The organism is Pseudoalteromonas sp. S2893, from assembly GCF_005887105.1.
GTDB lineage: Bacteria > Pseudomonadota > Gammaproteobacteria > Enterobacterales > Alteromonadaceae > Pseudoalteromonas > Pseudoalteromonas atlantica.
Genome location: NZ_PNCY01000066.1, coordinates 1 through 26369 on the forward strand (window position 1 = coordinate 1; position 26369 = coordinate 26369).

Annotated in this window: 28 protein-coding genes and 1 rRNA gene; 9 read left to right on the top strand and 20 right to left on the bottom strand. The window is 41.2% G+C overall.

Features of this window, described 5'->3' with window-relative positions; translation table 11 throughout:
- Positions 1-470 precede the first annotated feature (470 nt).
- On the top strand, positions 471-950 hold the full coding sequence (locus tag CWC04_RS18805) for an RNA recognition motif domain-containing protein (protein WP_004588429.1): 480 nt from the start codon (positions 471-473) through the stop codon (positions 948-950).
- Here the strand turns inward: CWC04_RS18805 and murI are convergent.
- Together murI and CWC04_RS18815 are read right to left on the bottom strand one after the other, a co-directional pair.
- Positions 913-1710: a glutamate racemase gene (murI, locus tag CWC04_RS18810; protein ID WP_096042404.1), complete on the bottom strand. Its 798-nt coding sequence runs from the start codon at positions 1708-1710 to the stop codon at positions 913-915. The genes CWC04_RS18805 and murI overlap by 38 nt on opposite strands.
- A 65-nt stretch (positions 1711-1775) precedes the next feature.
- Positions 1776-2915, bottom strand: coding sequence for a DUF5610 domain-containing protein (locus tag CWC04_RS18815; RefSeq protein WP_029773305.1), 1140 nt, complete (start codon positions 2913-2915; stop codon positions 1776-1778).
- A 165-nt stretch (positions 2916-3080) separates the two neighbouring features.
- On the opposite strand from CWC04_RS18815, the gene trmA reads away from it, so the two are divergent.
- Positions 3081-4178: a tRNA (uridine(54)-C5)-methyltransferase TrmA gene (gene trmA / locus CWC04_RS18820; protein WP_138686156.1), complete on the top strand. Its 1098-nt coding sequence runs from the start codon at positions 3081-3083 to the stop codon at positions 4176-4178.
- 66 nt (positions 4179-4244) lie between these two features.
- On the opposite strand, the gene CWC04_RS18825 is transcribed toward trmA, so the two are convergent.
- From CWC04_RS18825 to ccoG, 4 genes are read right to left on the bottom strand one after another with little or no spacing between them, the layout of a single operon-like run.
- Positions 4245-4883, bottom strand: a complete 639-nt coding sequence (locus CWC04_RS18825; protein ID WP_004588433.1) for a thiol:disulfide interchange protein DsbA/DsbL — start codon at positions 4881-4883, stop codon at positions 4245-4247.
- An 18-nt stretch (positions 4884-4901) separates the two neighbouring features.
- Positions 4902-5525 carry a thiol:disulfide interchange protein DsbA/DsbL gene (locus CWC04_RS18830; protein ID WP_024032543.1) on the bottom strand — a complete coding sequence of 208 codons (624 nt, stop codon included), beginning with the start codon at positions 5523-5525 and terminating at the stop codon, positions 4902-4904.
- Between the two features lie 30 nt (positions 5526-5555).
- Entirely contained in the window at positions 5556-6530 is a 975-nt protein-coding gene (locus tag CWC04_RS18835) for a serine/threonine protein kinase (protein ID WP_054983931.1), read from the bottom strand.
- 47 nt (positions 6531-6577) lie between these two features.
- On the bottom strand, positions 6578-8008 hold the full coding sequence (gene ccoG / locus CWC04_RS18840; protein WP_138686157.1) for a cytochrome c oxidase accessory protein CcoG: 1431 nt from the start codon (positions 8006-8008) through the stop codon (positions 6578-6580).
- 288 nt (positions 8009-8296) lie between these two features.
- Between ccoG and CWC04_RS18845 the strand changes: the two genes are divergently transcribed.
- Entirely contained in the window at positions 8297-8656 is a 360-nt protein-coding gene (locus tag CWC04_RS18845) for a hypothetical protein (RefSeq protein ID WP_004588437.1), read from the top strand.
- Entirely contained in the window at positions 8656-8862 is a 207-nt protein-coding gene (locus tag CWC04_RS18850) for a hypothetical protein (RefSeq protein WP_138686158.1), read from the top strand. The genes CWC04_RS18845 and CWC04_RS18850 overlap by 1 nt, the downstream gene beginning before the upstream one ends.
- Positions 8863-8894: 32 nt before the next feature.
- Here CWC04_RS18850 and CWC04_RS18855 read toward each other — a convergent pair whose 3' ends face one another.
- The 13 genes from CWC04_RS18855 to gspC form a co-directional block, all read right to left on the bottom strand.
- The gene (locus tag CWC04_RS18855; protein WP_126008438.1) at positions 8895-9482 is read right to left on the bottom strand and encodes a UPF0149 family protein; all 588 of its coding nucleotides are present in this window, start codon (positions 9480-9482) and stop codon (positions 8895-8897) included.
- Between the two features lie 18 nt (positions 9483-9500).
- Positions 9501-10259, bottom strand: a complete 759-nt coding sequence (locus tag CWC04_RS18860) for a type II secretion system protein N (RefSeq protein ID WP_138686159.1) — start codon at positions 10257-10259, stop codon at positions 9501-9503.
- A gap of 3 nt (positions 10260-10262) precedes the next feature.
- A complete protein-coding gene (locus tag CWC04_RS18865) occupies positions 10263-10736 on the bottom strand; it encodes a type II secretion system protein M (RefSeq protein WP_055020374.1) in 474 nt (157 codons plus the stop codon).
- Positions 10733-11941 (bottom strand): type II secretion system protein GspL, encoded by a 1209-nt coding sequence (gene gspL / locus CWC04_RS18870; RefSeq protein WP_138686160.1) that lies wholly within the window; start codon positions 11939-11941, stop codon positions 10733-10735. Before gspL ends, CWC04_RS18865 begins: the two co-directional genes overlap by 4 nt.
- Positions 11938-12924 (bottom strand): type II secretion system minor pseudopilin GspK, encoded by a 987-nt coding sequence (gene gspK, locus CWC04_RS18875; protein WP_024032552.1) that lies wholly within the window; start codon positions 12922-12924, stop codon positions 11938-11940. The genes gspL and gspK overlap by 4 nt, the downstream gene beginning before the upstream one ends.
- Positions 12924-13544, bottom strand: a complete 621-nt coding sequence (gene gspJ / locus CWC04_RS18880) for a type II secretion system minor pseudopilin GspJ (protein WP_004588444.1) — start codon at positions 13542-13544, stop codon at positions 12924-12926. The genes gspK and gspJ overlap by 1 nt, the downstream gene beginning before the upstream one ends.
- Before the next feature lie 3 nt (positions 13545-13547).
- Positions 13548-13919 (bottom strand): type II secretion system minor pseudopilin GspI, encoded by a 372-nt coding sequence (gspI, locus tag CWC04_RS18885; RefSeq protein ID WP_138686161.1) that lies wholly within the window; start codon positions 13917-13919, stop codon positions 13548-13550.
- 2 nt (positions 13920-13921) lie between these two features.
- Positions 13922-14506, bottom strand: a complete 585-nt coding sequence (gspH, locus tag CWC04_RS18890; RefSeq protein ID WP_004588446.1) for a type II secretion system minor pseudopilin GspH — start codon at positions 14504-14506, stop codon at positions 13922-13924.
- Between the two features lie 50 nt (positions 14507-14556).
- A complete protein-coding gene (gene gspG / locus CWC04_RS18895) occupies positions 14557-14979 on the bottom strand; it encodes a type II secretion system major pseudopilin GspG (protein WP_004588447.1) in 423 nt (140 codons plus the stop codon).
- A 79-nt stretch (positions 14980-15058) separates the two neighbouring features.
- On the bottom strand, positions 15059-16294 hold the full coding sequence (gene gspF / locus CWC04_RS18900; RefSeq protein WP_004588448.1) for a type II secretion system inner membrane protein GspF: 1236 nt from the start codon (positions 16292-16294) through the stop codon (positions 15059-15061).
- A gap of 2 nt (positions 16295-16296) precedes the next feature.
- Positions 16297-17865 (bottom strand): type II secretion system ATPase GspE, encoded by a 1569-nt coding sequence (gene gspE, locus CWC04_RS18905; protein WP_004588449.1) that lies wholly within the window; start codon positions 17863-17865, stop codon positions 16297-16299.
- Entirely contained in the window at positions 17858-19927 is a 2070-nt protein-coding gene (gene gspD / locus CWC04_RS18910) for a type II secretion system secretin GspD (protein ID WP_024032557.1), read from the bottom strand. The genes gspE and gspD overlap by 8 nt, the downstream gene beginning before the upstream one ends.
- Positions 19928-19950: 23 nt before the next feature.
- Positions 19951-20892: a type II secretion system protein GspC gene (gene gspC, locus CWC04_RS18915; protein ID WP_138686162.1), complete on the bottom strand. Its 942-nt coding sequence runs from the start codon at positions 20890-20892 to the stop codon at positions 19951-19953.
- Positions 20893-21105: 213 nt separating this feature from the next.
- Between gspC and hslR the strand changes: the two genes are divergently transcribed.
- The 5 genes from hslR (at position 21106) to CWC04_RS19910 (ending at position 25458) form a co-directional block, all read left to right on the top strand.
- On the top strand, positions 21106-21528 hold the full coding sequence (gene hslR, locus CWC04_RS18920; RefSeq protein ID WP_024032559.1) for a ribosome-associated heat shock protein Hsp15: 423 nt from the start codon (positions 21106-21108) through the stop codon (positions 21526-21528).
- Between the two features lie 12 nt (positions 21529-21540).
- A complete protein-coding gene (hslO, locus tag CWC04_RS18925) occupies positions 21541-22386 on the top strand; it encodes an Hsp33 family molecular chaperone HslO (protein WP_024032560.1) in 846 nt (281 codons plus the stop codon).
- 261 nt (positions 22387-22647) lie between these two features.
- Positions 22648-24186, top strand: coding sequence for a phosphoenolpyruvate carboxykinase (locus CWC04_RS18930; RefSeq protein ID WP_138686163.1), 1539 nt, complete (start codon positions 22648-22650; stop codon positions 24184-24186).
- Between the two features lie 161 nt (positions 24187-24347).
- Complete coding sequence (locus CWC04_RS18935; protein ID WP_249326212.1) at positions 24348-25271, top strand: PepSY-associated TM helix domain-containing protein; 924 nt, start codon at positions 24348-24350, stop codon at positions 25269-25271.
- A gap of 10 nt (positions 25272-25281) precedes the next feature.
- Complete coding sequence (locus tag CWC04_RS19910; protein WP_249326214.1) at positions 25282-25458, top strand: PepSY domain-containing protein; 177 nt, start codon at positions 25282-25284, stop codon at positions 25456-25458.
- 768 nt (positions 25459-26226) lie between these two features.
- Here CWC04_RS19910 and rrf read toward each other — a convergent pair.
- Positions 26227-26341, bottom strand: a 5S ribosomal RNA gene (gene rrf, locus CWC04_RS18940).
- Positions 26342-26369: the final 28 nt, after the last annotated feature.

The following is a 26369-nucleotide window of genomic DNA, read 5'->3' on the forward strand; positions in this document are numbered from 1 at the left end:
AGTAGCTTGGCTGTTAGAACTCAATCTGTACGAGTGCCCACACAGATGATTGCTTTATATTGTTAAAGAACGTTGCGACGTTGTCGCTAGGGATGCGTATAATACATCCTTTATTTTTCGAGTCAACACTTAATTTTAAACTTTCTTTTTAGAAGATTTAAAACCGAAGTTTTACTTAACTCTGTGAGCAGCTCGTGCCTCGCTATGCGTTGGCGTTCCCCGTCTCAGTGGGGTCGCATTATAGGGAGATCCGAAAACAGATCAACCCTTTTTTTAGATCTTTTTACTGTTCGAACAAAAATAGAGCAAAACAGCGTAAAACTAGCTAAATCACTGGCTAAGATGATGCTTTTTTATACTGATTTTTATTATTTAATATAAATTTCATTGCTATGTTCGTTTAAGACGTTAAGATAGCAAGTTCACAATGTTAAATTAATGTTTATTTCCTGTTTATTGGTAGATCTAAAATGAAATTACCCGATCAAAAATCTTTTATCTTCTCTGTTATTCTTGCTGTAGTTGGTTTTGTTATTGTTGAGTTTGCTTTAGGCAGCTTAGCTTTAAGCCCAGCATTGCTATTTGGTGCTGGTTTATTAATTGGTGGGATTGCTATTGCTGCAATATCATCGGAAGGTGGTGAAGAAGCTGAAGTTAAAACAAAAACACTTTATGTTGGTAATCTTCCTTATCGTGCAAATGAAGGTGTTGTTCGCGCTTTGTTTGAAGAACAAGGTAAAGTTTTCAACGTGCGCCTATTAAAGGATAAAAATACTGGCAAACGTCGTGGCTTTGGTTTTGTTGAAATGGCACAGGCAGATGCAGACAATGCAATTGCTAAGTTAAACGATAGTGAGTTCCAACAACGTACTCTAAAAGTACGTGAGGCAAAACAAAAACAAGAAGATGATTCTAGCTCTTTACGTACTGAGACGGATCAATCAGTGTAACGTGCTTTATAGCTAGCTTATTACTCAAAACATCAGCCGTTGCATAATATTGCAGCGGCTTTTTTTTGTCTGTAAATTTATTTCCAAAGTTATGCTGCTCTAGTAGGTAGTTTACTCTGCTAGCAATGGCCGCGCCTGAATCGAGTAATTGCACTGCGTTATTAAAGTACGCTTGTATAGCATCGCTAAGAATTGGGAAATGTGTGCAGCCTAGTACAAGTACATCTATATCTGAGTTAATGCGCAAACGCGTAAGCTCTTTATGCAGTTTGAGTGTATCTAGCTGCTGAGTGAAAAATAACTGCTCTGCCAATGCCACCAGCTCAACACTGCTATATAAACTCACTGTTACGTTGCTGGCATGTTCTTTTATTAATGTATGAGTATAGGGGCTTGCAACTGTGGCGGGGGTTGCCAATAAGCCGATGTGCTTTGTGCGAGTTACTTCAGCAGCAGGCTTTATTGCTGGCACTACGCCGACAATAGGTATTGATGTAATTTTGCGTACTTCACTTAAGGCTGATGTAGAGGCTGTATTGCAGGCTATAACAATAAGGTCGACATTAAGCGCGTTGTGCTCAATAAAATATATGAGTGAGCACAAACGCCCTATAATAGTTTGCTGGGTTTGCGCGCCATAAGGGAGTAACGCATTATCCATAAAGTAGCTGTACTGTGCATCTGGAATACGCTTTTGAATATGCTCAAGCACGGTGGTGCCACCTATACCTGAATCAAATACCATTATGTGGGCTGACAAACTTTGGTTCCTACTGTTTATTAAGAACGGCAGTTTGCCATGAGGTATTTATAAAAGAAAGTAGTTTAGCTTTGCTCAGACTTTAGCGCGTCGAGTGCATCGCCCGCTGAATTTAATTGGTTTAGGTTTTCAAACATTGCTTGGGTGTAATCAACTAGCTGATCGACTGCTGCTTGATCTTGGTTAAGCCACTCTATAATACCGGCAAGCTGATCTTGTAGGCCTAGTTGCGATGCTTTATCAAATGCATTTTTTAGATCGTCATTAAAAGGTGCGATCGCATCGGCTACCTCTTTTGTTGGGTTTGGCTGATATTGCTCATAACTTTTAACGGTAGCGACTGTTTTTGTTTGGCGAAGATCCATTGAAAATGCAACGAGTTGCTCACTGCCTAAGCTAAGCTCTTGTGCTTTTTCAAATGCTTCATCCAAATCACCGCTAAAGAATGTTTTACTTACACCTTGTAGCTCTTCCATCATGGCATTAATGGCATCTTGCTCTTGCTCGTTTAAATCACCATTAACCGACATTGAAAAAGACAGCTCTCGAGATTGCGACGATGAGCTGGCAAACGATTCGCTGTTATTGCTTTGTTGATACCCGCTCGCTGTTTGAGACTCATATGCATCAGCAAAGCTAATACTGACCTCATCACCTTCGGCTGTTGTAAACTTATACTCGGCATTGCTGCTCATGCTTACATATTGTGCTTGGCTTACGCTAACACTGGCCGCTTGTGGGTTAAATAGGGTTTGCTCAAACTCATCAAGCCCCTCAAAAATGCCTTCTTTTGACTTGTCGATGCCCTCTTGCATTTCTTCGTTAAATACACCGGTGCCTTTTAGTTCATCAACCGCTTCGTCTATACCGGTTTGAACACCTGTGCGCGCATCATCTAACATATTTTTTAATTTATCGTCATCGGCACCATTGGCTTTGGCTTTATTAACTGCGCCAGATACAAAGTCCAGTACATTTTTTACTATTTCATCAAAATCGAATAAAGGTTTATCGGCTTGTTTTTGCTCAACAGGTAAACCTAGTTGCTCTGCCATTTTATCGCCAAGCACTTTTGCAGCAAGTTCTCTGCCTCGCTGTAATGAACTTTCTTGCGGAGATTGGATTGTTGGCTGCTGTAGCGCTTCTTTATTATTGAATTTGTTTACGTTGTTGTTTGGCGTATAGCCATAATTACCGATTTTCATGATCCACCTCCGTTACGTACTTAGCTTATTATCGGCTAATAGTGACAAAACTAAAGTGCATGTTTAAAAAAACAGCAACTTTATTATCAGCAAAACTAGACAAATACTGCTCGCTCCCTACAATAGCGCCGATAAATAGATCTCATAGATAAGGTAGTAGCATTAATGGCAGTGATTAAAATAGATACCACACAGTACGATACGCAGCTAAATGAAAAAGAGCAGCGTATTACGTCGCAATTTAAGCGATTTGGTGTGCAAGCGTTAGAGGTGTTTAGCTCAGAGCCAATTAACTACCGCCAACGTGCTGAATTTAGAGTATGGCACGATGGGGATGATCTATTTCATATTATGTTTGATCAGGCCACGAAAGAAAAAATTCGCGTCGACACCTTTGACCCTGCCGCGCCATTAGTTGGTGAAGTTATGCAGGTGATGATTGATAATTTAAAGTCGTGTGAAGTATTACGCCGTAAGCTGTTTCAAATCGATTATTTATCGTCATTAAGTGGCGAGATTTTAGTAAGCTTGCTTTATCACAAACCACTCGATGATCAGTGGCTAACTGAAATAAAAGCCCTGAAAGAAAAACTGAGCAGCAAATACAACATTGACTTTATCGGTCGTGCGCGCAAACAAAAAGAAGTACTAGCCAATGATTTTGTTACTGAGCGTTTAACCGTAAACGGCCAGGAGCTTATTTATCAACAAGTAGAAAATAGCTTTACGCAGCCTAATGCTAAAGTGAATATAAAAATGCTGGAGTGGGCACAAGACTTATGTAAACCACTGAGTAATGACCTGCTGGAGCTTTACTGTGGGAATGGTAATTTCTCTATTGCATTGGCGGGTTCGTTTAATCGCGTATTGGCTACTGAAATATCTAAGTCTTCTGTACATTCAGCGCAATACAACATTGCTAAAAATAAGGTAGATAACTTAGATATAATTCGTATGTCGAGTGAAGAGTTTACCCAGGCAATGAATGGCGAACGTACCTTTTCGCGTTTAGAGGGGATAGATTTAAAAAGTTACGATTGCCAAACTATTTTAGTCGACCCTCCACGCGCAGGTATGGATACCCTTACCTGTGACTTAGTGGCCAACTACGAGAACATTATTTATATATCGTGCAACCCAGAAACGCTTGAGCGTGATTTAGATCACTTAACCCGTACTCATAATGTTAAGCGCTTTGCGATATTTGATCAGTTCCCTTATACGCATCACATAGAATCGGGTGTTTTCTTACAAAGAAAATAGTGAGTTAAATTTAAATCACTTCCATAAAAAAAGCTCCTTACGGAGCTTTTTTTGTTTTAGCAAATCTTACTTGTTCGCTAAATAGTTAATTAATTTACTAATATCTTCTGGCGCGGTAATACCAGACTCACGGCCTAGATTTAATTTGTATTTACCATTTACGATAAAGGTTGGTACGCCACGTAGCGCGCCTTTTTCTTTAAAGTAATTTTGGTCACGCTTCATTTTAGAGCTTAATGTACGTACCGAGAAGCTTTTGTATAGTTTATCAAACTTATCGCCATCAACACCCTGCGCTACAAATACATCTTTTACATCTGCAAGCTCGTTAAATTTAGCGCGCTTAGTGTGAATGTGATTAAAAATAGCCGCAACAATTTTATCTTTTTGCGGAAGTACTTCCGCGGTTGCTAGCGCTTGGCTCATCATTTGTTGGTTTTCTGGATCGCGAACACCGACAAAATCAACATGGCTCTTTTTAAATTTAACGTCTTTATCTAGCTTCGGCTTAAACTCACCAATTAACGCTTCCATGTTATTACAAGCAGGGCAATAAAATGAGAAAAACTCTTTTACTTCTGGCTTTTTAGTCGCGCGCTCTGCAACCACATCGTAATGTACGCCTTCTTCATAAGTGGCGGCTACACTGCTCGCAGCCATAGGCAGTAGTAATGCAAGTAAACCTGCTTTAACTAATTTGATCATTGTTATTGTTCTCCGAGATTAAAGTGTTAGTAAAAAAGCAACTAACTCATTCAGTTCTTGCTGGTTATTAATGGTGTTAATGTTTATTTTATATTTATCGTTTACGATAAAGGTAGGCACACCGGTTAGCGCACCTAGTTTTGAATATTTGTTTTGTTTATCTTGCATTGCACGCTCAGCTGAAATAATTGGCATGCTGGCAATGTCTTGATCAAACGTTGCGCTATCGATACCGTTAACTTCAAGCAATTTTTTAACGTCTTTCATTTGCGTTAAAGGTGCGCGCTGTACATGAATACTTTTAAAAATTTGGTCGCTGATACTTTGTGCTTGACCGTGTTTTTTACCGATTAAGTAGGCGTAGCTTAAGTTGCTTTGCGCCTGTGGTGATACACCGCCTAAAAAGTTAACGTGATTTTTTATAAATTCAGTGCCCTCAGGTAGGCTTTTTTCAATTGCCTTTGCAACAGGCTCAAATTTAAAACAATGCGGACAGTAAAACGAGAAAAATTCGGTTACTTGCGGCTCTGCGCTTTTTTCTACATCAATAACAGTATACTGGTTATCGGCTTCAAACTGTGCAGCAAGGGCTGCAAATGGTAAACATAAAAGTAGTAGGCTCAGTTTCAATTTTTTAAGCATTGGTATCTCGTGTACTTTTTAAATAAAATTTTATGGCAATAACTTCAGCGGAGCTTCTTGCAGTGCTGCAAACTGCTCTTTAAGCGCTAAAATTTGTTGCTCCCAATATTTGTCTTCAGCAAACCATGAAAAGTTCCGTACGAACGCAGGATCACTCCATCGTTTAGCTACCCAACCCATATAGTGAATAATACGCATTGCACGAAGCGGTTCAATTAATTTGAGTTGAGTGTGGTCAAAATCACAAAACTCTTCATACGCATTTACAAGGGTGTCTAACTGTAACAGCTGTGTTTGACGATCGCCACTGAGCATCATCCATAAATCTTGAATGGCCGGCCCCTGACGAGCGTCATCTAAATCAACAAACATAAGTGCTTCGCCTGCCCACAAAATGTTACCTGCGTGGCAATCACCATGTAAGCGGATCCCTTGCACATTTTTATACTGTGCTTGCGCTTGTTCAATAACCAAGTCCAATATGGTGTAAAAAGCCGTGCTGATCCCCATAGGTACCAAATTACTTTTTTGCAGATGAACTTTAGCTGTATGCAAATATTCTTCGCAGCTAAAGGTAGGTCTGTGCTCAAATGCTTTGCTTTTAGCCACCTGATGCATACGGCCAATTAAACGACCCATTACATCAAGTTGATCCAGGTTATCAACTTCAAATTGTCGCCCGCCTACACTTGGAAATAACACAAATACATAACCTTGGTGCTCAAATAAGCTTTCTCCGTTGTGCTTAATGGGTGCAACAACGGGTACTTCGGCCTCAGCTAATTCAAATGCAAAGTCGTGCTCTTCTTGTATTTGCGCTTTGCTCCAGCGCTCTGGGCGGTAAAACTTAACAACGTAGCGCAGGCCATCTTCCGCCTTAAATTGGTAGACTCTGTTTTCGTAGCTATTAAGTGCTAATAAACCTGACTCTGCATATATACCAACGCTTTCTATTGCATCGAGAATTAAGTCGGGCGTTAAATCTTCAAAACTAAATTTACTCATGGGCTTCTTAATGTAAAAAGCGGGTTACCCCGCTTTTGTTAGTGTGTTTATCGCGCTTTAAAAAAGTTACTCGGTTGCGATATGCTTTCATCGGGGTCATTAACCGGTGAAAGTACAAAGTTAAACTCCGTCATTGGCACTTTTAAATCATACGGGTCCATTACAAGTGACAGTGGCACATTATGCGATTGCCCTGCTTGCACTGTAAATGTTTGCTTGCCAATGTACTTAAAGTTTTCAAGGCCTTGAACATCAATATTAAAGGTTTGCTCGTACTGCGCCTTGTTGATTACTTTTAATGTATAGGTGTTTTCTACCAAGCCATTAAAGTCAACACGATACAGTTGGTTACGGTCTCGTATTATGTCAAAGTCCATAGGCTTTCTAAATGCAATGTTAGCCACCAGCGCACTGGTAAGCACCACCAGTATGACCGTGTAACCTATGATTTTAGCTCGCAGTGGGTTGGTTTTATTTTCAGGTGTTTCGAGATTGCGCTCTGTAGTATAAGAAATAAGACCACGCGGGTAATTCATTTTATCCATTACACCATCGCAGGCATCAATACATGCACCACAGTTTATACACTCGGCTTGCAAACCATTACGAATATCTATCCCTGTAGGGCACACCTGTACACACAAGTTACAGTCTATACAATCGCCCATTTCTAAATCTTCGTGGGCAATTTTACGCGAACGGGGGCCTCGGCTTTCGCCGCGTTTTTCATCGTAGGTTACGGTGTAAGTGTCTTTATCAAACATAGCTGATTGAAAACGTGAATAGGGGCAAATGTGTAAACACATAATTTCACGCATCCACCCTGCGTTAGCATAAGTACACGCTGCAAAGAAAATAATACTTACCAGCGCGTAACCACCTACGTTAAAGGTAACAAAGTCAGGGAGTAATTCACGGATAGGCGTAAAGTATCCGACAAACGAAATCGCCGTATATAAGGCAAATAAAACCCAACTGGTGTGCTTTGCTGTTTTTCGCCAAAACTTATCAAAGTCCATCGGGCGTTGATCTAGCTTTTTACGCTGATTCGCTGTGCCTTCAAACTTTTCTTCAAACCAAATAAATATAAAGGTCCATACAGTTTGCGGACAGGTATAGCCACACCATACTCGGCCATAAAAGGTAGTAACCAAAAAGAGTGCAAACGCGGCCAACATAAATATGAAGGCTAATATAGTGAAATCTTGCGGCCACAGCGTTAGCCCAAAAATATTGTACTTTTGGCCTACTAAATCAAATAACACAGCTTGCTGGCCATTAAAATTTATCCAAGGCAAGAGCATAAAGGCAAGCATGCCTAAAAAGCCTATACGCTGTCTAAGTAACTGATGAAGCCCTTTTACTGCGCGAACATAAATTCTGTTACGTGGGTTAAACCTGTCGTCTTGACGGCTTAAATCCGGTTGTTGGATTTTAACCTCTGCAGGTATATTCTTTACTTTAATTTGCTTGTCCATCGAAGTTCCTCAACGCCGCTTGGAAATAAAAACGTAGCAATATGTGCGTATTCTATACTGTAACTGTAGTTCGTTAATGGTAAGTGTGATTAGTTTAAATAATCAGCTGTTTGAATACTTTCAGATATTTCAGAAATATCTAACTGCTGTTGGCTATTATAACAATACTGGCTAAAATTACAGGTATAGATTGCTAATAATTTATTCATCTCAGTTACTTGCTTTTAAAATGCAGTTTATTACACTGCTTGCTAAATTTACCCCATTAAGATCAAGGTTTACGCATTCATGAAAAAGTTTATTATATTGGTCATTCTGATCCTTGCGTTTTTTACTATTGATCACCCATTAGTTAAAGAGCCCCGCGAAAAGCTATTAGGTGAAGGTGTGGGTTTTTTAAGTGATGCGAGCAAAATAAACCGTAGCCCAGCAGCCAATATGGCTAAAAACCGTATTAGCAGTGCGTTAAAGCTCTCTGAGTCTGAGCACGAATATATTGAAAAAACCTTTACCACTGATGATTCAGTGCAGTTATTTCATTTACGTTATTGCCGCGAGCGCGACCTAAATTTATATTTTTACGAAGAGCGTTTAAATACAGTGTGTAAAATTGTATCGGATGCATTAGAACAAAAGAGAGCTAAGTAGTGGATTTTTCGCAGTTAAACAAAAAAGCGAGTGACTCTTTTCATAAACAGCGCACAATACTTAAAAAGCTATCGCAAGGAAAAACCTTGCATTGTAAGCAGTGCGGCGAGGTGTTAACACTCGATTTAGCCACCAGCGAGCCGGGTAAAGGCGTTGTTAAGTGTAAAAAAGGCTGCACTGATATTATTTTAGAACTTGGCGCTTAATTATCCTAAGCGCCGTTAAATATACCTAAAGGCTATTCTTCCCACCCTTCATCTGTAATCAGCCCACTGTTTATGGCTACCACTTCAATAAGCTCGGCAAAACCTAATGCAAAGTCGCCCATTGATTCGTACTGATACTGATATAAAGCTTCGAGTGTCATGCTATTTTGCTGCGCAACTTGCACTCTTGTTTGCTCATCAACAGCAAAAAAGCTAAGCGTACTTAGCGCACTCTCTAGTGCTTCTTTGTACTCAGGCTCTAAAGCGGGAGCTGTTAATAGAGGTTGTGCGTATTCTTGAGTTGCACGTAAAAAACCTTCACTCCACGCTTGGGTATAGTCTAGGTCAAAATTGGCGGGTAACTTATAACCGGTTTCAAATACTTGCTCACTAATTTGATGGTACAACGCCATAAATAAAAACAGTATTTCTTCGTCTAAATCGTTAGCCGTATTAGGCACAATATGCGCTAACCACTGGTGAACTTCTAATGGGCTTGGCGAACAAATAACCCCAAATAGATAGCCTTGGCTTTGTGTTAATGACATAGCCTGAGGTTGAGTACTTAAAAATGCACTTAATTGCTGTGCGTGTTGTTCGTTAAACTGTGGTAATTGCATTAAATCTCTTTTATTACATTAAAAATTTAGTGGGTAGCGGCCCTGTGCATCGGGGCGGCCTAAAAACTTAACCGCGTCGTGTACATCTTTTGGTAAGCTTGCATCAGGTTTAACATAGCCTGCTACTTTAAAGTCAAAGTTAGCTTTAAGTGTTGCGTCGGCTTCAAGGCCTAACGTGTTATCTGGGTCGACCAAAATAGCTATATCGCCCGACTTACAGCTTAGCATGCCACTCAGTGGCCCTATATTAAACCAGCCATTAAAGCCTTTAACATCTATATTTGGGCTAGCAATCTCGCCTTTTAATGACTCACAATAAGGCACACCTGAGGTGTACTCGTTAAGCTCTAAAATGACTCGGCCTTTAGCCGTAGCTGGTATAGGTAGTGCAATACGTTGCATGGCACGCTCTACGGTCGAGCGAATTATACCATCGGTAACTTTAACCACATTATTAAATAATCCGTAATTCACATCAGCATAGCCCGAAATATCGCTACGCTCACGCGGATTACCAAATTTTAAGTTAGCATTTAAATTACCCGTAAATAACTGCCAGCCAGAAATATCCCAGCGTACATTATTTAGCTGCTCGTCTTGATAGCGCACTTGCATCATTTGGCCTTGCCATACACTCCCTACGGTTTGCCCTATTTCAAGCTGCTTAGGTAAGTACGGCTTAGCTAGGTCTAACGCAATGGCCGCTGGTAATTTCATTATGCAAAACACAATAAAACTAATAAAAAATACCACTGATAATATTATTATTTTTTTCATTAATTACTTCTCTAGTACTAAGCGGCTTACACGTACAAACCCTGATTTATCATCTTTGCTTAAATCAAGGTTCTCTACTCTTAAGCCATGCTGATTAACCAGTTCGTCTAACCATTCTATTAATTGATTAAACTCTACCGAATCAAGCGTTAAACGTAACGAGTTATCGTTAGGCTGCATTTTACTAATAGTAATACGGTAGCGACTACGCGTTGAATTAACCACTTGGCTAATATTTTGATTGCTAATTGCCTGCGTGTTACCCGCCGCTTTTAACTTTACTATGCTTTCATCAACCCATACGAGCAGCTCTTGCTGAGTGACGTACGACTTTTTAGCTTTATCTATGGCGTTATTTAAAGGTCTAAAAATTCCCATTACTAAAACAAAAACAACAAATATACCACCAGCAACCATAATTAATTGCTGCTCTTGCTCTTTTAAAGAGCGCCAGTATTGTATTATTTGCTTTTTCATACTGCACCTCGCAGTTTAATTTCGCCTACTACAAAATCGCCATCGTTATTTAACGACCCTTGCTCAACCGTTAACCCTTGTTGCTCAAGTATACTTTTTACTTTACCAAACGTTTGAAAGTCTTTTGCGCGTGCGCGTATTCGCAGCTCATTACGGCGTTTATCGTAACGTAGGGTTTCTGGCGTAAATTCGTTTACTTGCGAAAACACGCCAACCAATTGGCTGGTCAAATCTAAAAACCCGGCTTCACTTTCGCCATTAATGGTTTTAAGCGCGCCCCTGATTTGGCTTTTAATTAAGTTAGGACGTACTTTAGTTCCGGGGAATGCTTTTTGGTATCTATCCACTACCTGGGCTTTAGCAAGCTCAACACGCGAGTTAAGTTGATTTAGTTCAACCAGCTTTATGGCAATAGTAGCAAATAAAGCAACACCGGTAATAATGGCTGCGCCTTTCCAATAACCCCACCACAGTGCACTTTTCTTTTTAAGCTGGTACATACCTTGGCGTAAATTAAATTTAACGCTGGCAAGTTGTTTAGCAAATAAGGCCAATGGTAAATCGTAATCGCTTGCTTGCGAAATTAGGTTAATACTTTCAGGAAACTGATTAGCCGGGCTATAGTGCTTTACGCTCGGCTCGCCAAGTGCACTTAAGTAATCCCTTAGCCAGCTATTTTCAACAGCACTAATATGCCAATCGCCTCTTTTAAATAACCACTGATTATTAAGCTCTATGGCGGTTAATGTATCATCGTCGGCTGTAGGCAGTAGTAGGGCATCAGGTAAAATGGTGTATACCGCCAAGTTATGCTCTGAAAATAAAGCAAGCCAAGCCTCAAACCACTCGCGGTCTGTTAAGGCAACTTTAATTGCATGCTGCTCATTAATCATAGTGGGCTCGCCAATTGCGACAAATAGCTCGTCTATATCGCACGCAATATCTTCTTCAAGCATGTATGGCAACGCTTGCTCTAACTTGCGATTCCATTTAGTCGGCAACGCCACTGTTTTCAGCTGCACCTGATCGCTAGGCAGTAATACCACTACCTCGCGGGTTTGCGCTTTTTCACTTAGCTCACTTAAACGGCTTGCATCGGTTAATTCCCCACTGGCAATTATTTCTTGTTCTTGTGGTGAATAAATTAACCAATTTAATTTATCTTGCTCTGTTTGACCCGTGCGGATCAGCAGTATTTCTGTCACTGTACGCCTCCAAATTTTCGCGCCAGTATCGTTACTTCGCCATTTTTGGCATGAAGTAATGTGGTCATCGAAAAACGCAAATCGACAAATGTCGCCTGCGTTTGTAATTTAAAATATTCGCTGTTAATACTAAATAGCTCTTTAACCGAATCTAAATTTGTACCGCCTTGCTGCTGTACCTCGGAAAAAAATTCATCCACGCTATCAAATCCGGTTTCAGGGCGAGCTGCTATAACGGCCTCTGCGCCCGATAACGATAATTCGTCAATCATGGCACTTAAAATAAGTGCCTGTTCGGGAAGTAACGTATTGACGTTAATCGATAATAAGGGAGACCCCGGAATAACACACACAAAAGGTAATACCTTTTCCATTACTAGCGGATTAAAACCTTTTACCAAACGCAGCTCAGAAGGTGATGCAAATAAACTATTTGCGCTCATATAAGGGTAATCACGCGATAAATACTCATCTTCTTCAGCGCCTGAACGATAGGTAATGCTGTTTTCATCAAGCCAGTCAAATACACTGTCTGCCATTGCTTCTTCGCTTTCCTCGGCAGGTAAATCTTCAATGTTTTCTAATAATGCAAAGAGTGCTTTATGAGCAGGGTTGGTTTTGCTGGTAGAGTTTGGGTCTGGCGCTTCCCCTAATGCATTTAAATTTAAACACGCCTGTAAGTCAGTAATTTTACCGCTTAGAGTACCGTTATCTACAGGGTATTGGGTGTCGCCTTGTGTGGCCCAAACCTGATCTAACGAGGTTTTGTCAGGATCATCGTCTTTACTTAATTTTAGTGCCTTTATTGCCAGCTCTTCACCGCCGTAGGCATACCACTTTGCTTGTTGGTGCCCTTGCAGGTTAGTACTTTTTTGAACCTGCACCATTAAATTAGCGCTCATTTCTACGGCTAATATCGCGGCCAGTGCAACAATAAACAGCACAATAACTAATGCGGCACCGCGTGATTCGCGCTTATTCATTAATTACTCTCCCCGCTGTTTTTGCCCTGCCCGGGTACTAAAAAAACACGACGAATAGGCTCTGCCTCAATTTGTTGTAAAGTAACCGCAACCGCTTTAGGTAAGGCTTTTATTTGCCATTGCTCTTGCCATTCGTTGTTGGCATCTAAAAATTCAAATTTAAGCTCTTCAATACCTTTTAAAACAACTTGGACCCGCGGCTCCATATTATCAAGCTGATCTACATACACTCTGTATACACGCTCTAAATTGTCATCAAGCACTCTATACCCTACGGCTTGTAACTCAGAGCGAGGCAGCAAGTTAATTGGGTTTACCCAGCCATCGCGTACAAACGCAATACCATCGTATTGGCTTTCTAATATATAACGCCCTGCGAGTAAGTATTGCTCTTGCGCATCACCGGCTTCGTTACGTACAGTGCGCTGAGTCATTTGGCTAAAGTCTTGGTCCATTAACCTAAATGCGGTTTGTAGACCATTAAGCTCCGCTATTTTTTCATCAGACGCTTCTTTTGCTTTGGTGGTTGAGTCTAAAATTTGGTGAGTAGCCATAATCACCACCGCTAAAATAGCCATAGCAACTAATACTTCGATTAATGTAAATCCGCGCTGCTTCACTTATTAGCTGCCTTTATTTAAATAAGTTGAAAGCTCGTACACCGATTGCTCGTATTTTTCATCGCTAAAAACATTTATGGTCACTTTTACAAAGCTTTTGTCTGCAGTTTTTGCTATTTCTTGCTTCCAAAACCACTCAACGCCCGCCATTACTTCGCTGCCGCGCGCGCCATTTTTAGCCTGCCAGTCTTTACCTTTACTACGCTGCACCACAAGCACATTTTCTGCCACCCACGATGCATACGTTTGCTCTTCAAGTGTTGTTAAATGATTTATATGCTCGCCGGTTGCTTGCATAGCGGCAACCCCAGCCATAGCACAAATACTTAAGGCCACAAGCACTTCGAGTAAGGTAAAGCCTTTATTTAGCCTCATTATTATGGCTCTTTTCGCAAATTAACAGGGGCTGTAAATTCCCCTTCAATGTAATACACAGGCTCACTTTGCTCTTTTAATTCAACAATAAGCTGAAAGGCGCTGACCTCGCCAGATGATAAAATAAGGACTTGCGGTATTTTTAGTTTTTCAAGCTCTAATAAGCTATCGTCATCGCCGCCGCTCATTAGTTCACGCCAATTTGCTTGCTCAAGTAAGTTCTCTTGTGACCAGGCTAAATCTTCTAAATTGAGCGTCAGTTTTAACCGTTCATCCAGCTCAATGGGCTTGTAAAGGTCTTCGCGGTCAAAGGTAATCCATTTTTCGCCATCAAATACTAAAAACTCAAGGGTGTTTTCCTCAACCATTAAGCCAAGTTCTATTTGATTTAAAATAGCAAATTCAGAGGCCATGTTAATGGTGGTATGCAGCCTAAGCGCTTGTGTATCAAGCTCATCTTCTGCACCGCCTTCTAAGCTGTATACCACCATTTTGGTCGCAAATGCGATAATAGTAAGTACCACTAAAATTTCTATTAAGCTAAACCCACGGTGGTGGGCGCGCATACGATTAAGGCTTACTTGCATAGTAAGCCTCGTGCAATCGTATTTAACCATACTGCTTGGTTAAGTCGCATTTATTGCTCGTCTTCGTTCCAGTTGCCAATATCATCATCGGTACCGGCTTCGCCATCAGGTCCCATTGAAAAAATATCAAACTTGCCAATTTCACCTGGGCTAATTAGCTGGTACGGGTTGCCCCATGGATCTTCTGGTAATTCATTTACAAAACCACCATCAGGGAAACGCTTAGGAATTGGCTCAATGCTGGTTTTATTGACCAATGCTTCTAGGCCTTGCTCTGTGCTTGGGTAGCTTTTATTTTTAAGCTTGTATAAGCTCATTGCATCTTCAAGCTGTTGAATATCTAGATGTGCTTTATCGATAGCAGCTTCTTCTTGTTGGCCCATAATATTAGGCGCCACAATTGACATAATCATCCCGATAATAACCAATACCACCATTACTTCGAGTAAAGAAAAACCTGATTGTTTATTCACGTAAATACCTCATTTTCCAAAAACATAATTTAATTTGGTGTCATCTAAGTAAATACTAACTTAGCTAACCCCTTAAAGCTTAAAGTCCTACCGCTTTATTCATTGCCATTATTGGCTGTAAAATAGCCATTACTATAAACAAAACAATCACCGCCATTGAGGCAATCATTGCTGGCTCTAATAATTTTAATGATACGTTTACCATGCTTTCAAACTCACGGTCTTGGTTATTAGCCGCGCGCTCTAACATTTGTTCTAGCTCACCTGATTTTTCACCGCTGGCAATCATGTGCAGCATCATCGGCGGAAACAACTTAGTTTGCTGTAAAGCCGCTCTTAGGCTTGCACCTTCACTGACTCTATCGGCAGCATCTGCCACCGATTTTTTCATTTTTTTATTCGCTAATACACCACCCGATATGCGCATACCTTCAAGTAGTGGCACTGAGCTTGACGATAAAATACTGAGCGTACGTGCAAAACGCGCGGTATTAATACCCCGCGCTACTTTACCAAAACCAGGCATGTGCAGTACGCGGTCGTCCCACCAAAAGCGAATTTTAGGTTGTTTAAGTGCATGTTTAATGCCTACTGCCAGCGCAGTAATGACTAACAAACTTATAAACCAATAATTTTGTACAAAGTGGCTGCCTGCCATAACCCATTCGGTCGTCCAAGGCAGTACTTGCTTAGTTTTTTCGAAGGTTTTTAAAATTTTAGGCACAACGGTACCGAGTAAAACCGAAACAATACCAATAGCAAAAATAACCAAAATGGTGGGGTAAACCATGGCTTGAGTAATTTGGCTGCGCATGTGTTGGCGCTGTTCGGTGTAATCGGCAAGGCGATTTAATACTTGGTCAAGGTGCCCTGATTTTTCACCTGCGGCTACCATTGCTCGGTATAAATCGTCAAATACATGTGGAAATTCACTCATGCCATCGGCCAGTGTATAACCCTCTACTACCTTTGAACGTACCGACATCAGCATACGTTTTAAGCGAGGCTTTTCACATTGCTCTGCCACCGCCATGACAGCCCCTTCAACTGGCAATGCCGATTGAATGAGCGTCGCAAGCTGGCGTGTAATAAGGGCTAAATCGGAGGTTGATACGCTGGGTTTAAAAAAACGACTTAATAACGGCGTCTTTGCGCCACTAACTTGTTTTTCCCCTTCTGCTGCAGGGACAACTTCAAGCGGCGTAAGTTTTTTTTCGCGCAGCGCTTGGCGAATTTGCTTAGCTGTATCGGCTTCTAAAATGCCTTTTTGCTCTTTCCCTCGACCATCAAGGGCACGGTATTCAAACGCCGCCATGGTTAGGCTTCCTCACGGGTAACGCGTAGAATTTCTTCAAGGGTTGTTTTGCCTGCCAGTACGCGGCTACAGCCATCTTGGCGTATGCTTGGGCTTTTTTGGCGAATGTATTTTTCAACACTTTGCTCGCCTTTACCGCTGTGGATCATTTCGCGTATTTCTTCATCAACCACCAGTAATTCATGAATACCAGTACGGCCGCGGTAACCATTAAAGTTACACTCTTCACAGCCTACTGCGCGGTAAATTGTAGGTGCGCTATCAAACGGTACACCTAGCAGCTCACACTCACGTTCATCAGCGGTGTGACCTTCTTTACAGCTATTACATAAAGTACGTACTAAGCGCTGCGACAGCACGCCTAACAATGACGATGACAGCAAGAATGGTTCTACACCCATGTCTTCCATACGGGTAATTGCGCCCGAGGCGGTATTGGTGTGTAGCGTAGACATAACTAAGTGACCTGTAAGCGATGCTTGCACGCCAATTTGCGCGGTTTCAAGGTCACGTATTTCACCGACCATTACTACATCAGGATCTTGACGTAATATTGCACGAAGCCCGCGGGCAAAGGTCATATCTACTTTGGTATTTACTTGCGTTTGGCCAATCCCCGGAATTTCGTACTCTATTGGGTCTTCTACCGTTAAAATATTACGATCGCGAGAATTTATTTGGCTCATACCGGCGTACAAGGTGGTACTTTTACCAGAACCCGTTGGGCCAGTAACCAAAATAATACCGTGTGGTTTACTAATTAAATCAGCAAACAACTCTCGGTTTTGCGGCGTCATACCTAAATCTTCAAGGTTTAAGCGGGCATTGTTTTTATCAAGTAAACGCAGTACTACACGCTCACCAAAGCTAGATGGCATGGTAGATACACGCACATCTACTGCACGCCCTGCAATACGCAGGCTGATACGACCATCTTGCGGAATACGTTTTTCTGCTATATCTAGTTTCGCCATTACCTTAATACGCGATACTAATAACGAAGCAAGCTTACGATTAGGTTTAAGCACTTCTTTTAGTACGCCATCAACCCTAAAGCGAATCACGAGCTCTTGCTCAAAGGTTTCGATATGTATATCGGATGCACCTTCCTTAATTGCTTCGCTTAACATGGCGTTGATTAGTTTGATGATAGGCGCATCATCATCGCCGGCTAATAAATCTTCGGTTTGTGGGAGCTCATCGGCAAGGGAGAATAAATCGACCTCATTACCAATATCTTCCATCATTTGTTGTGTTTCAGAGCTGTCGCGCTGGTACGCAGCCTCTAATAGTAACTCAAATTTATCGTCAGCTAATTGCTCGAGGGTAAAGCCTTTACCTGCAATGCGACGCACTTCTAGCAATACTTCAACATCTAGCTCGCCGCGGTAATACACAACTTGCTGTTCATTATTTTTACTAAGCAGTACACCCGCTCTGCGCGCATACGAAAAAGGTAAACGCTTTGGAGGCAACTCAACTAAATCGTTACTTGTAAGTAACTCCTCAGAGCGTGTTTCATCACTACGATGAACCACGTCTTCGTTTATTTGTTCTATTGCGCTAGTCATCTTCACGCTCTGCACGTTCTTTAGAGCTCAATGCTTTTAAGTGCTCTTCATAAGTTGGTGGCAGAATAAGCTCATCATCCCAAGATGGAAGTAAAGGAACATCTGAATTTGGCATAAGCTCTATACCATCTTCTTTCTCTTTCATTTGCTCGCCACGGATAAAGTTATACTTATTAAAGCTTAACTTATTCATATTAACGCCATCGCGAATAATAGTTGGGCGAATAAATACAATAAGATTACGCTTACGTTTGGTCGTATTAGTTGACTTAAATAAGTGACCTAAAATTGGAATATCACCTAAAATTGGTACCTTAGATACACTCTCTTGTACGTCTTCATCAATTAGGCCGCCTAACACAACCATACCGCCATCATCAGCCATAACGGTTGTGGTAATAGCGCGCTTATTAACAGAAATATCAACAGCGGTTGCACCACTTACACTCGATACTTCTTGTTCAATTAATAATTGTACTGCTGAGCCATCGTTAATTTGTGGGGTTACTTTTAGTTTTACACCCACTTCTTGGCGTTCAATGGTTTGAAATGGATTATCGTTATTACTGCCTGTTTGCGAACCAGTAATAATGGGCACTTCTTGACCCACTATCATCGACGCTTCTTCGTTATCCATGGTGGTAATGGAAGGTGTAGCCAGTATGTTTGAGTTAGTGTCAGTTGAAACGGCCTGAATAATTGCACCCCAGTCGTTTTTAACTAAACCAAACGCTAAGCCATTAACACCACTTAGTAGCGAGGCAAGTGCCGAATAATCACCCTCAGTTGTTTCATCGTAGCTGGTTACGTTACCTGATTCTGTGCCTATTATTGTTTGTGTGGTTGTGGTGTCTTGCGCTTGAATACCTGCAACCGCTAATGAGCCTACAGGCACAGTTGAGCCATTATTAAACTGCAACATACCGCCATCTTCTGAAATCCATTGCGTACCTAAGTTAACGCCGTCCGATTCCATTACTTCAACAATAATCGCTTCTACAAGTACTTGCGCACGGCGAATATCGAGTCTATCAATCACGGTCTCTAATGAGCGCATGGTATCGGGCTGCGCTGTAATAACTAATGAGTTTGAGTCAGGGTGGGCTTCAATACTGGCATCGTTTTTATTGTTTGTGCGAGTTTTACTTGTGCCTTGGCCATCTTCTGCAAGCGTTTTACTTACGCCCTGCAGTACTTTTACTAAATCCTCTGCTTTGGCGTAATTTAAGTAAAATACTTTGGTATTACCTTGGCTTTCAAGTTCGCCATCTAGGCGCTTAATTAGTTCTATAGCACGGGTACGGGCTTGCCCTTCACCGCTTACTATTACGCTGTTAGTACGGCCATCGGCAACCACCTTAGGGATCAAAAATTCAGGAACGCTGCCTTTACCGCTGTCTTTGTAAATATTTTCAACAACCGACACTACATCATCTGCTGTTGCATATTTAAGCTTAACAATATCTACACGCTTATCACCGGCTTGATCCACCGAGCGAATAATTTCTACTAAGCGATTAACCGACGCTGCATGACCAGTAAGCATCATGACATTGGCAGCATTAAAGTTTGCTACATGGCCACCGTCTTTTTGGTCGCTAAATTGACGTACTAATGGACCAAGCTCTTGAACACTTACATTTTTAACGCGTACCACACGGGTGATCATCATATCGCCCGATGCAGCGCTGTTTTCTGTAATTAGCGGCACATTTGATTTTTTAGCGTCAGAGCTTTTTTCAATCTTGATAATACCGTTGTCCATTTCTACTGCTGAGTAGCCATACACTTCGAGTACATTTAAGAAAAATTGGTAGTACAGCGCTTCATCCATTAACTCATAACTGCGTACGTTTACTTTACCGCGCACATTTGGGTCAATGATCACTGTTTTATTAAGGTTTTTACCAACAATGTTTATAAACTCGTTGATATCTGTGCCTTTAAAGTTTGCAGCATATTCAACAGCTGAAACCGACAACGAAATACTGGCTGCTAAAAAAAGCGCTGCGTACTTAGCTAACCCTTTTTTAATTTTTTTGAGGTGTAGCACCTGAACCATTATGTTAAAACTCCAAAGCTAAGTTATTGCAGGCTAAATTGCACATCGATTTGCTCACCGTCACGTTCTATCGTAATTGTGGCATCGCTGGTATTACGCAGCTCATTAATAGCTGCCATTGCCTGTTGTAAATCTGTTAATTGGTAGCCGTTGATAGCCACGGCTAAATCATTATTCTGTAGGCCCATTTGTTTAAACAGAGCAGGCTCTTTACCTGGGCTTAAACGATAGCCGATTAACTCGCCATCGCTCATTGCTTGTGAAACACGAATATAATCAAATAACTTACCAGGTTCACTTAGTAGCTCTTCTCGTGTTTCTATTATTGCTTCTTTTACATCTGGGTCAGCGGTTGCGCTAATTTGCAACTCGCTTTGTTCTATTTTTTGCGGCCCCATGTCTTGTGCTTCGCGAGCGGCAAGCACAGGCATAGACACTTTTTTACTAAAGTCGAGACCATCTAGCATTAGCGTTTCAAATCGGCCGTTTACACTTAAAATAACGCGATCGGGAAGTATTTGCGCAACCTCTGCACGGGTCCCTTGTACAACCTCTTCAACTAAGTAACTAACTTGTCGTCCCTGTGACTCAATAATAGCAATACCTGCCTTATCGTCGTTACTTACAGCAACAATACCGGTTAGATTAATACTTAAGCGTGTTTCTGGTGCATTATTAATTACTTCGTTTTGCTGCGCAGTATTGGTTTTATTTGTTACAGTTTTTTTACCAAATAAAAATTGCTCTATAATATTTTGTACTGAGGTAGTACTAGAAGCCTTCGATGCGGCTGAATAGTGAGATGGAGTAAGCGGTGTAGAGACCGGTTGTGGCCATACCAGCCAAACTAATTTTGAGAGTAAATAAGCAAGATAAACAACGACTAACAGCGTAACTACTGCGCTTAATTTAGCATGGGGTAGCCGTGTTAAAAATTGTTTAAGCTGTTGAATTTGCTGTTCCATAATAATGTTCTTATTTTAATTTACTGCATAAGCGCGTACCCATAGTACCCTTTCATTTTTCATTCAACAAGCACACTAATATTAAACTTTGTAAACAGATTAATATAACAATGTAATGTTGACTAAAAAACCAGCATGCGCCGTAATACCTTCATCCTACGATGATTTCATGATAAATTTTACGATATATAAATAGTCGATTGAAGAAGCCTAATGAGTAAAAAAAATAATACTAATGCCGACTCAGACCACAACAGTGAGCCAAAAGTTCGATTAGATAAATGGTTATGGGCTGCGCGCTTTTATAAAACCCGTGCGCTTGCACGCGAAATGGTGCAAGGCGGCAAAGTACATTATAATGGGCAACGTACTAAAGCGAGTAAAATTGTGGAGGTTGGCGCAACCATAAAACTTGCCCAAGGCGTTGATGAAAAGCTTATCAAGGTACTTAAAGTGCTTGAAAAACGCCAAAGCGCCCCCATTGCACAGACCTTGTATCAAGAAACTGATGCAAGTATTGCAAAACGCGAAGAAAACGCCATCGCACGCAAAAATAACAGCTTCTTTGCTCCACATCCGGATAAAAAGCCCGATAAAAAGCAACGACGCGAACTTTTAAAAATGAAATCAAGTTAGGTATAGCCGCTCATGCAACAAGATTTACTTCACCGTTATTTATTCGACAAACTCGATGTTCGTGGCGAACTCGTTCAAATTGAGCACGCCTACAACGAGATGATAGCTAATCACAATTACCCTGAGCCAGTTAAAGCATTATTAGGTGAATTACTCGTTGCAACGTGTTTATTAACTGCCACTTTAAAGTTTGAGGGTGAAATAGCCGTTCAGCTACAAGGCGATGGCCCTGTTAAATACGCTGTTATTAACGGCGACGATAAACAAAATATGCGTGGTATTGCGCGCATGCAAAGCGAGGTTAGCGGCACAACGGTAAAAGAGCTTGTAGGTAAAGGTTATATGGTTATTACCATTACTCCAACCAAAGGCGAACGTTATCAAGGCATAGTGCCTCTTGAGCACGATACATTAAGTAAATGTATTGAAAGCTACTTTGAGCAATCAGAACAGCTAAAAACACGCCTTTGGTTTGCAACCGACACAACAGAAGGGAAAGCCAAAGCCTGTGGGTTGTTTTTACAAGTACTGCCTGTTGATAAGCAAAAATCAATTAATGACTTTACTCACTTAGAAGCCTTAAGCGATACAATTAAACGCGAAGAGCTATTAGAGCTTGATGCCAATACCGTATTAACGCGCTTATATCACGAAGATAACCCGCGCGTATTTGACCCGCAAGCTATTACATTCAAATGTGGCTGTAGTAGAGAGAAAACCATTACTGCTTTAGTTAATGTAGGCCAACAAGCATTACTTGATGATGTTGCTGAAAATGGCGCTGTTAACATTAGCTGCCATTATTGCCTAAAAGAATATGTTTTTGACGAGCAAGATATTAAAAACATTTTTAATTAACCTCCCACCTCATAATCAAATATAAAGCCGCAAAATATGCGGTTTTATATTATAAAATGATGATACCGGTGTCATGAATTTTGTTAATTTACTGACACCGGTATCATTGAAATTATTCATGTTTTTTAGCAAATATATGTGTTTTTAGGGCCTTTACAGGCTCGAATATCTCAAATCCTTCTGTTACTATAATTTCAGCTTAAGGGAACTAAGAACCCAGAGCTATCCCGTTCAAACTCTCACACATAGTTAGGTATAAACATGACTACAAGCGCAACACGTTTTGTCGATTTAACCGCAGCTGAACTTGTCGAGCATGCGATTCGTCGTGGCGAAGGGACACTAGCCGCAAATGGAGCCTTTGTTGCAATTACAGGCAAGCGCACTGGTCGCTCTCCTAAAGATCGCTTCATTGTAAAAGAAGCAACAACGCAAGATGATATCCAATGGGGCAATGTAAACCGCCCATTCGATGCTGACAAATTTGACGCTTTATGGGCTCGCGTAGAAGCACATGTGCAAAGTAATGACCACTTCACCTCTCACTTAGAAGTTGGCGCAGACCCTGAGCACTATCTACCTGTAGTTGTTACTACAGAAACAGCGTGGCACCATATTTTTGCTAAAAACATGTTTATTGAGCCTAAAAACTATAATGCATCTGATTTACCCCAATGGCAGGTAATGAATGTGCCTTCGTTTGTTTGTGACCCACAACGTGATGGCACCAACAGCAACGGCACTGTTATTATTAACTTTGCTCAACGCAAAGTGTTACTTGCTGGTATGCGTTATGCCGGTGAAATGAAAAAATCGATGTTCTCCGTTCAAAACTTTCTTCTTCCAGCAAAAGGTGTATTACCAATGCACTGCTCTGCTAACGTAGGAGAAGCGGGTGATACAGCACTATTCTTTGGTTTATCGGGTACTGGTAAAACAACTTTATCGGCCGACCCAACACGCTTTTTAATTGGTGACGACGAACACGGTTGGGCACCAGGAAGCGTATTTAATATCGAAGGTGGCTGTTACGCAAAATGTATCGACCTCTCACAAAAAAATGAGCCAGTAATTTGGAATGCTATTCGCTTTGGTACAATTTTAGAAAACGTTGTACTTGATGAAACACGCACACCTGACTTTAACGATACAAGCTTAACGCAAAATAGCCGTGCTGCTTACCCGCTAGAGCACGTAGAAAAGCGCAAAGTTGAAAACCGTGCTGGCGAGCCAAAAGCTGTTGTATTTTTAACCTGTGATGTGAGCGGTGTTTTACCGCCGGTTTCTGTACTTAGCGAAGAAGCCGCTGCTTTTCACTTTTTAAGTGGTTACACGGCTAAAGTAGGCTCTACAGAGATTGGCTCAACTAGCGATATAGAATCTACATTCTCAACGTGTTTTGGCGCCCCTTTCTTCCCTCGCCCTGCAGGTGTTTACGCTGAGCTGCTTATGAAGCGTGTACGCGAATTTGGGGCAAAGGTTTACCTTGTTAATACAGGATGGACAGGCGGCCCATACGGTACCGGTGAGCGTTTTGATATTCCAACAACCCGCGCTGTAATAGATGCAATCGTATCTGGTAAATTAGCCAATGTAGAAACTCAGCATATCGATGTATTAAATCTAGACGTACCAGTGGAAGTCCCTGGTGTGGATAGCAAGCTACTTAACCCAATTAATACATGGGAAGATAAAGCAAAATATAATGAATATGCAGCAAAACTTGCCGCTGACTTCACTGAAAACTTCGCTAAATACGATGTATCAGATGATATTAAAAATGCAGGCCCAAAAGCATAATTAATTACCAAGCCTGATTTAAACGCCAGCCTATAAAGCTGGCGTTTTTGTTTGCTAAGCTAATTATTTTATTGCTGCGACATTTTGTCGCAGTTCATTTCTAGTAAACAAAGATACAATGCGCCATCCCTTTACTGCATATTTTTAATGGTCACCCTTTTATGCGTTTTAAAGGTTCATGGCGAAAAATAGCAAGACGTGTACATTTATACCTAGGCTTATCTATCGGGGGTGTACTCGCACTAATTGCTCTAACAGGTTCTATACTCGTTTATTACCCAGAACTAGATGAAAATATAAGTAGTTTAAGTACAGAAACAGCGAAGCCTATAAATTGGGATACCGCATATCAAACACTAAAAACTCACTACCCAGATAAACAAGGCTCGTGGCGTTTAGAAAGCACTAAAAATAAACATTATATTCCCGCAAGATATTACAACCAAAACGAAACAGTGGATCACGCTTTTGCACCACTTATGGTTTGGCTAAGCCCTGATGGCAGGCTTATATTACGTGAGGATGTGTGGGGTAACTACTTTGTTACCTGGATTTATAACGTACACTTCTCGTTACTGGCAGGTAGCGCTGGTACAATCGTTATAGGTTATATAGGAATAGGTAGCCTTATACTCCTCATATCAGGCCTATGCGCTTGGTGGCCTAAAAAAGGGCAAAGGACTAAGGCTATAAAGTTTAAAGCGCGCAGCTCTTTACTGGGCTTGTTATATGACTGGCACAAGTTGCTTGGTTTAATTTTTGCTCTGCCTTTAATCTTATTAACAGCAACCGGCATAATGCTAGCAATACTCAAGCAAACCGATCCTTTAATAACAGCCCTGCTTGGAAATATAGATAAACCTAACAGCGCAATAATAAAGCCCCAGCGCAGTATTTCTTTATCAGCAGCTCTTAGTACAGCACAAAAAGCCATGCCAAATACACGGCTAGCATGGGTAGAAACCCCGTCAAATCACAATGCGGTATATCGGTTTAGGTTCAAAACCAAAAGCGATCCCTCTTATCGCTTTCCACAGTTATGTGCAAGTAAATGCAAGCACAGGAGAGCTCATAAGTGTTTTTAATATAGATAAGATGAGCATTGCCAGTAAATTTAAAAACTGGTTGCATCCGCTTCACAATGGCAGCATTGGCGATCAGCCATTACGAATTCAGTGGGTTTTATCAGGTATAGCCACCGCTTTGTTATTTGCACTGGGCCTTTTTAGGTGGCTCATTAAAAAGAAACGATTTAAGTACACTATAAGCTAATTACAAAACTTATTTAATAAATCAAACCAGATTTCACAATCTAAACCTGCTTGTATAGCTAGCTACGACCTAAATTACGAGCTGCTTAAGCAGCGTAAATCAAAGCAAAAGCTATATAGATAGTCAAACCGCCCTATACCAAACTTAAGGTGCTACGCTTGATAATAAGCTAAGCCCTATGAACTGTTTGTAAAATTAATTCATTACTTTAAGTTATATTGCGTGCTTTAATCGCGGGTTTCGTGATCCTCAATCCACGCTACAGAGGAGTGGCGGAACTATATAAAGGCAGGTATTTCACTTTTCTAGAGACGTAGAAAAAATGCTTCATTTCTTAAGCAGCGATCTGCTATTAGGAGTCGGTGCGCTACGCTGTCAAATATCGTGCGGACTAAGGTACCCATATATAAAAACACTATATTTACCATAAAAAGATGTGCAGCGAGCCTTATCCGCGGGTTTCGTCATACTCAACCCACGCTACGGAGGTGGTGATATTACGTAAAGACATGTATTTCACTTGTCTGAAGACGTAAAAAAGCCCGGCTCTTTCGAGTCGGGCTTTCTTGTATTTGGAGCCTGGCGATGTCGTAGTGCCCACAGCGGTAGAGAGTCACATAGCAAATGCTACATTATCATTGTGTCGGGTCGGCCTTTCGTAGGGCTCGCCCTCGAGCTGTTTCGTTTTTCTACTGAGTTCGGCTATTTATTAAATCCCAGACAGCAAAAAACCCGTTACATCGCTGTAACGGGTTTCTCTTATTTGAAGCCTGGCAATGTCCTACTTTCACATAGCAAATGCTACACTATCATCGGCGCTGTTTCGTTTCACTACTGAGTTCGGCATGGGGTCAGGTGGGTCCAAAACGCTATGGTTACCAAGCAAATTAGGTGTCAGTCCGTTTTCACGT

Coding starts and splice junctions, on each gene's coding strand:
- CWC04_RS18805 (WP_004588429.1), top strand. CDS start 471: ATGAAATTACCCGATCAAAAATCTTTTATCTTCTCTGTTATTCTTGCT.
- CWC04_RS18815 (WP_029773305.1), bottom strand. CDS start 2,915: ATGAAAATCGGTAATTATGGCTATACGCCAAACAACAACGTAAACAAA.
- trmA (WP_138686156.1), top strand. CDS start 3,081: ATGGCAGTGATTAAAATAGATACCACACAGTACGATACGCAGCTAAAT.
- CWC04_RS18825 (WP_004588433.1), bottom strand. CDS start 4,883: ATGATCAAATTAGTTAAAGCAGGTTTACTTGCATTACTACTGCCTATG.
- CWC04_RS18830 (WP_024032543.1), bottom strand. CDS start 5,525: ATGCTTAAAAAATTGAAACTGAGCCTACTACTTTTATGTTTACCATTT.
- CWC04_RS18835 (WP_054983931.1), bottom strand. CDS start 6,530: ATGAGTAAATTTAGTTTTGAAGATTTAACGCCCGACTTAATTCTCGAT.
- ccoG (WP_138686157.1), bottom strand. CDS start 8,008: ATGGACAAGCAAATTAAAGTAAAGAATATACCTGCAGAGGTTAAAATC.
- CWC04_RS18845 (WP_004588437.1), top strand. CDS start 8,297: ATGAAAAAGTTTATTATATTGGTCATTCTGATCCTTGCGTTTTTTACT.
- CWC04_RS18855 (WP_126008438.1), bottom strand. CDS start 9,482: ATGCAATTACCACAGTTTAACGAACAACACGCACAGCAATTAAGTGCA.
- CWC04_RS18860 (WP_138686159.1), bottom strand. CDS start 10,259: ATGAAAAAAATAATAATATTATCAGTGGTATTTTTTATTAGTTTTATT.
- CWC04_RS18865 (WP_055020374.1), bottom strand. CDS start 10,736: ATGAAAAAGCAAATAATACAATACTGGCGCTCTTTAAAAGAGCAAGAG.
- gspK (WP_024032552.1), bottom strand. CDS start 12,924: ATGAATAAGCGCGAATCACGCGGTGCCGCATTAGTTATTGTGCTGTTT.
- gspI (WP_138686161.1), bottom strand. CDS start 13,919: ATGAGGCTAAATAAAGGCTTTACCTTACTCGAAGTGCTTGTGGCCTTA.
- gspH (WP_004588446.1), bottom strand. CDS start 14,506: ATGCAAGTAAGCCTTAATCGTATGCGCGCCCACCACCGTGGGTTTAGC.
- gspF (WP_004588448.1), bottom strand. CDS start 16,294: ATGGCGGCGTTTGAATACCGTGCCCTTGATGGTCGAGGGAAAGAGCAA.
- gspE (WP_004588449.1), bottom strand. CDS start 17,865: ATGACTAGCGCAATAGAACAAATAAACGAAGACGTGGTTCATCGTAGT.
- gspD (WP_024032557.1), bottom strand. CDS start 19,927: ATGGTTCAGGTGCTACACCTCAAAAAAATTAAAAAAGGGTTAGCTAAG.
- gspC (WP_138686162.1), bottom strand. CDS start 20,892: ATGGAACAGCAAATTCAACAGCTTAAACAATTTTTAACACGGCTACCC.
- hslR (WP_024032559.1), top strand. CDS start 21,106: ATGAGTAAAAAAAATAATACTAATGCCGACTCAGACCACAACAGTGAG.
- hslO (WP_024032560.1), top strand. CDS start 21,541: ATGCAACAAGATTTACTTCACCGTTATTTATTCGACAAACTCGATGTT.
- CWC04_RS18930 (WP_138686163.1), top strand. CDS start 22,648: ATGACTACAAGCGCAACACGTTTTGTCGATTTAACCGCAGCTGAACTT.
- CWC04_RS18935 (WP_249326212.1), top strand. CDS start 24,348: ATGCGTTTTAAAGGTTCATGGCGAAAAATAGCAAGACGTGTACATTTA.
- CWC04_RS19910 (WP_249326214.1), top strand. CDS start 25,282: ATGAGCATTGCCAGTAAATTTAAAAACTGGTTGCATCCGCTTCACAAT.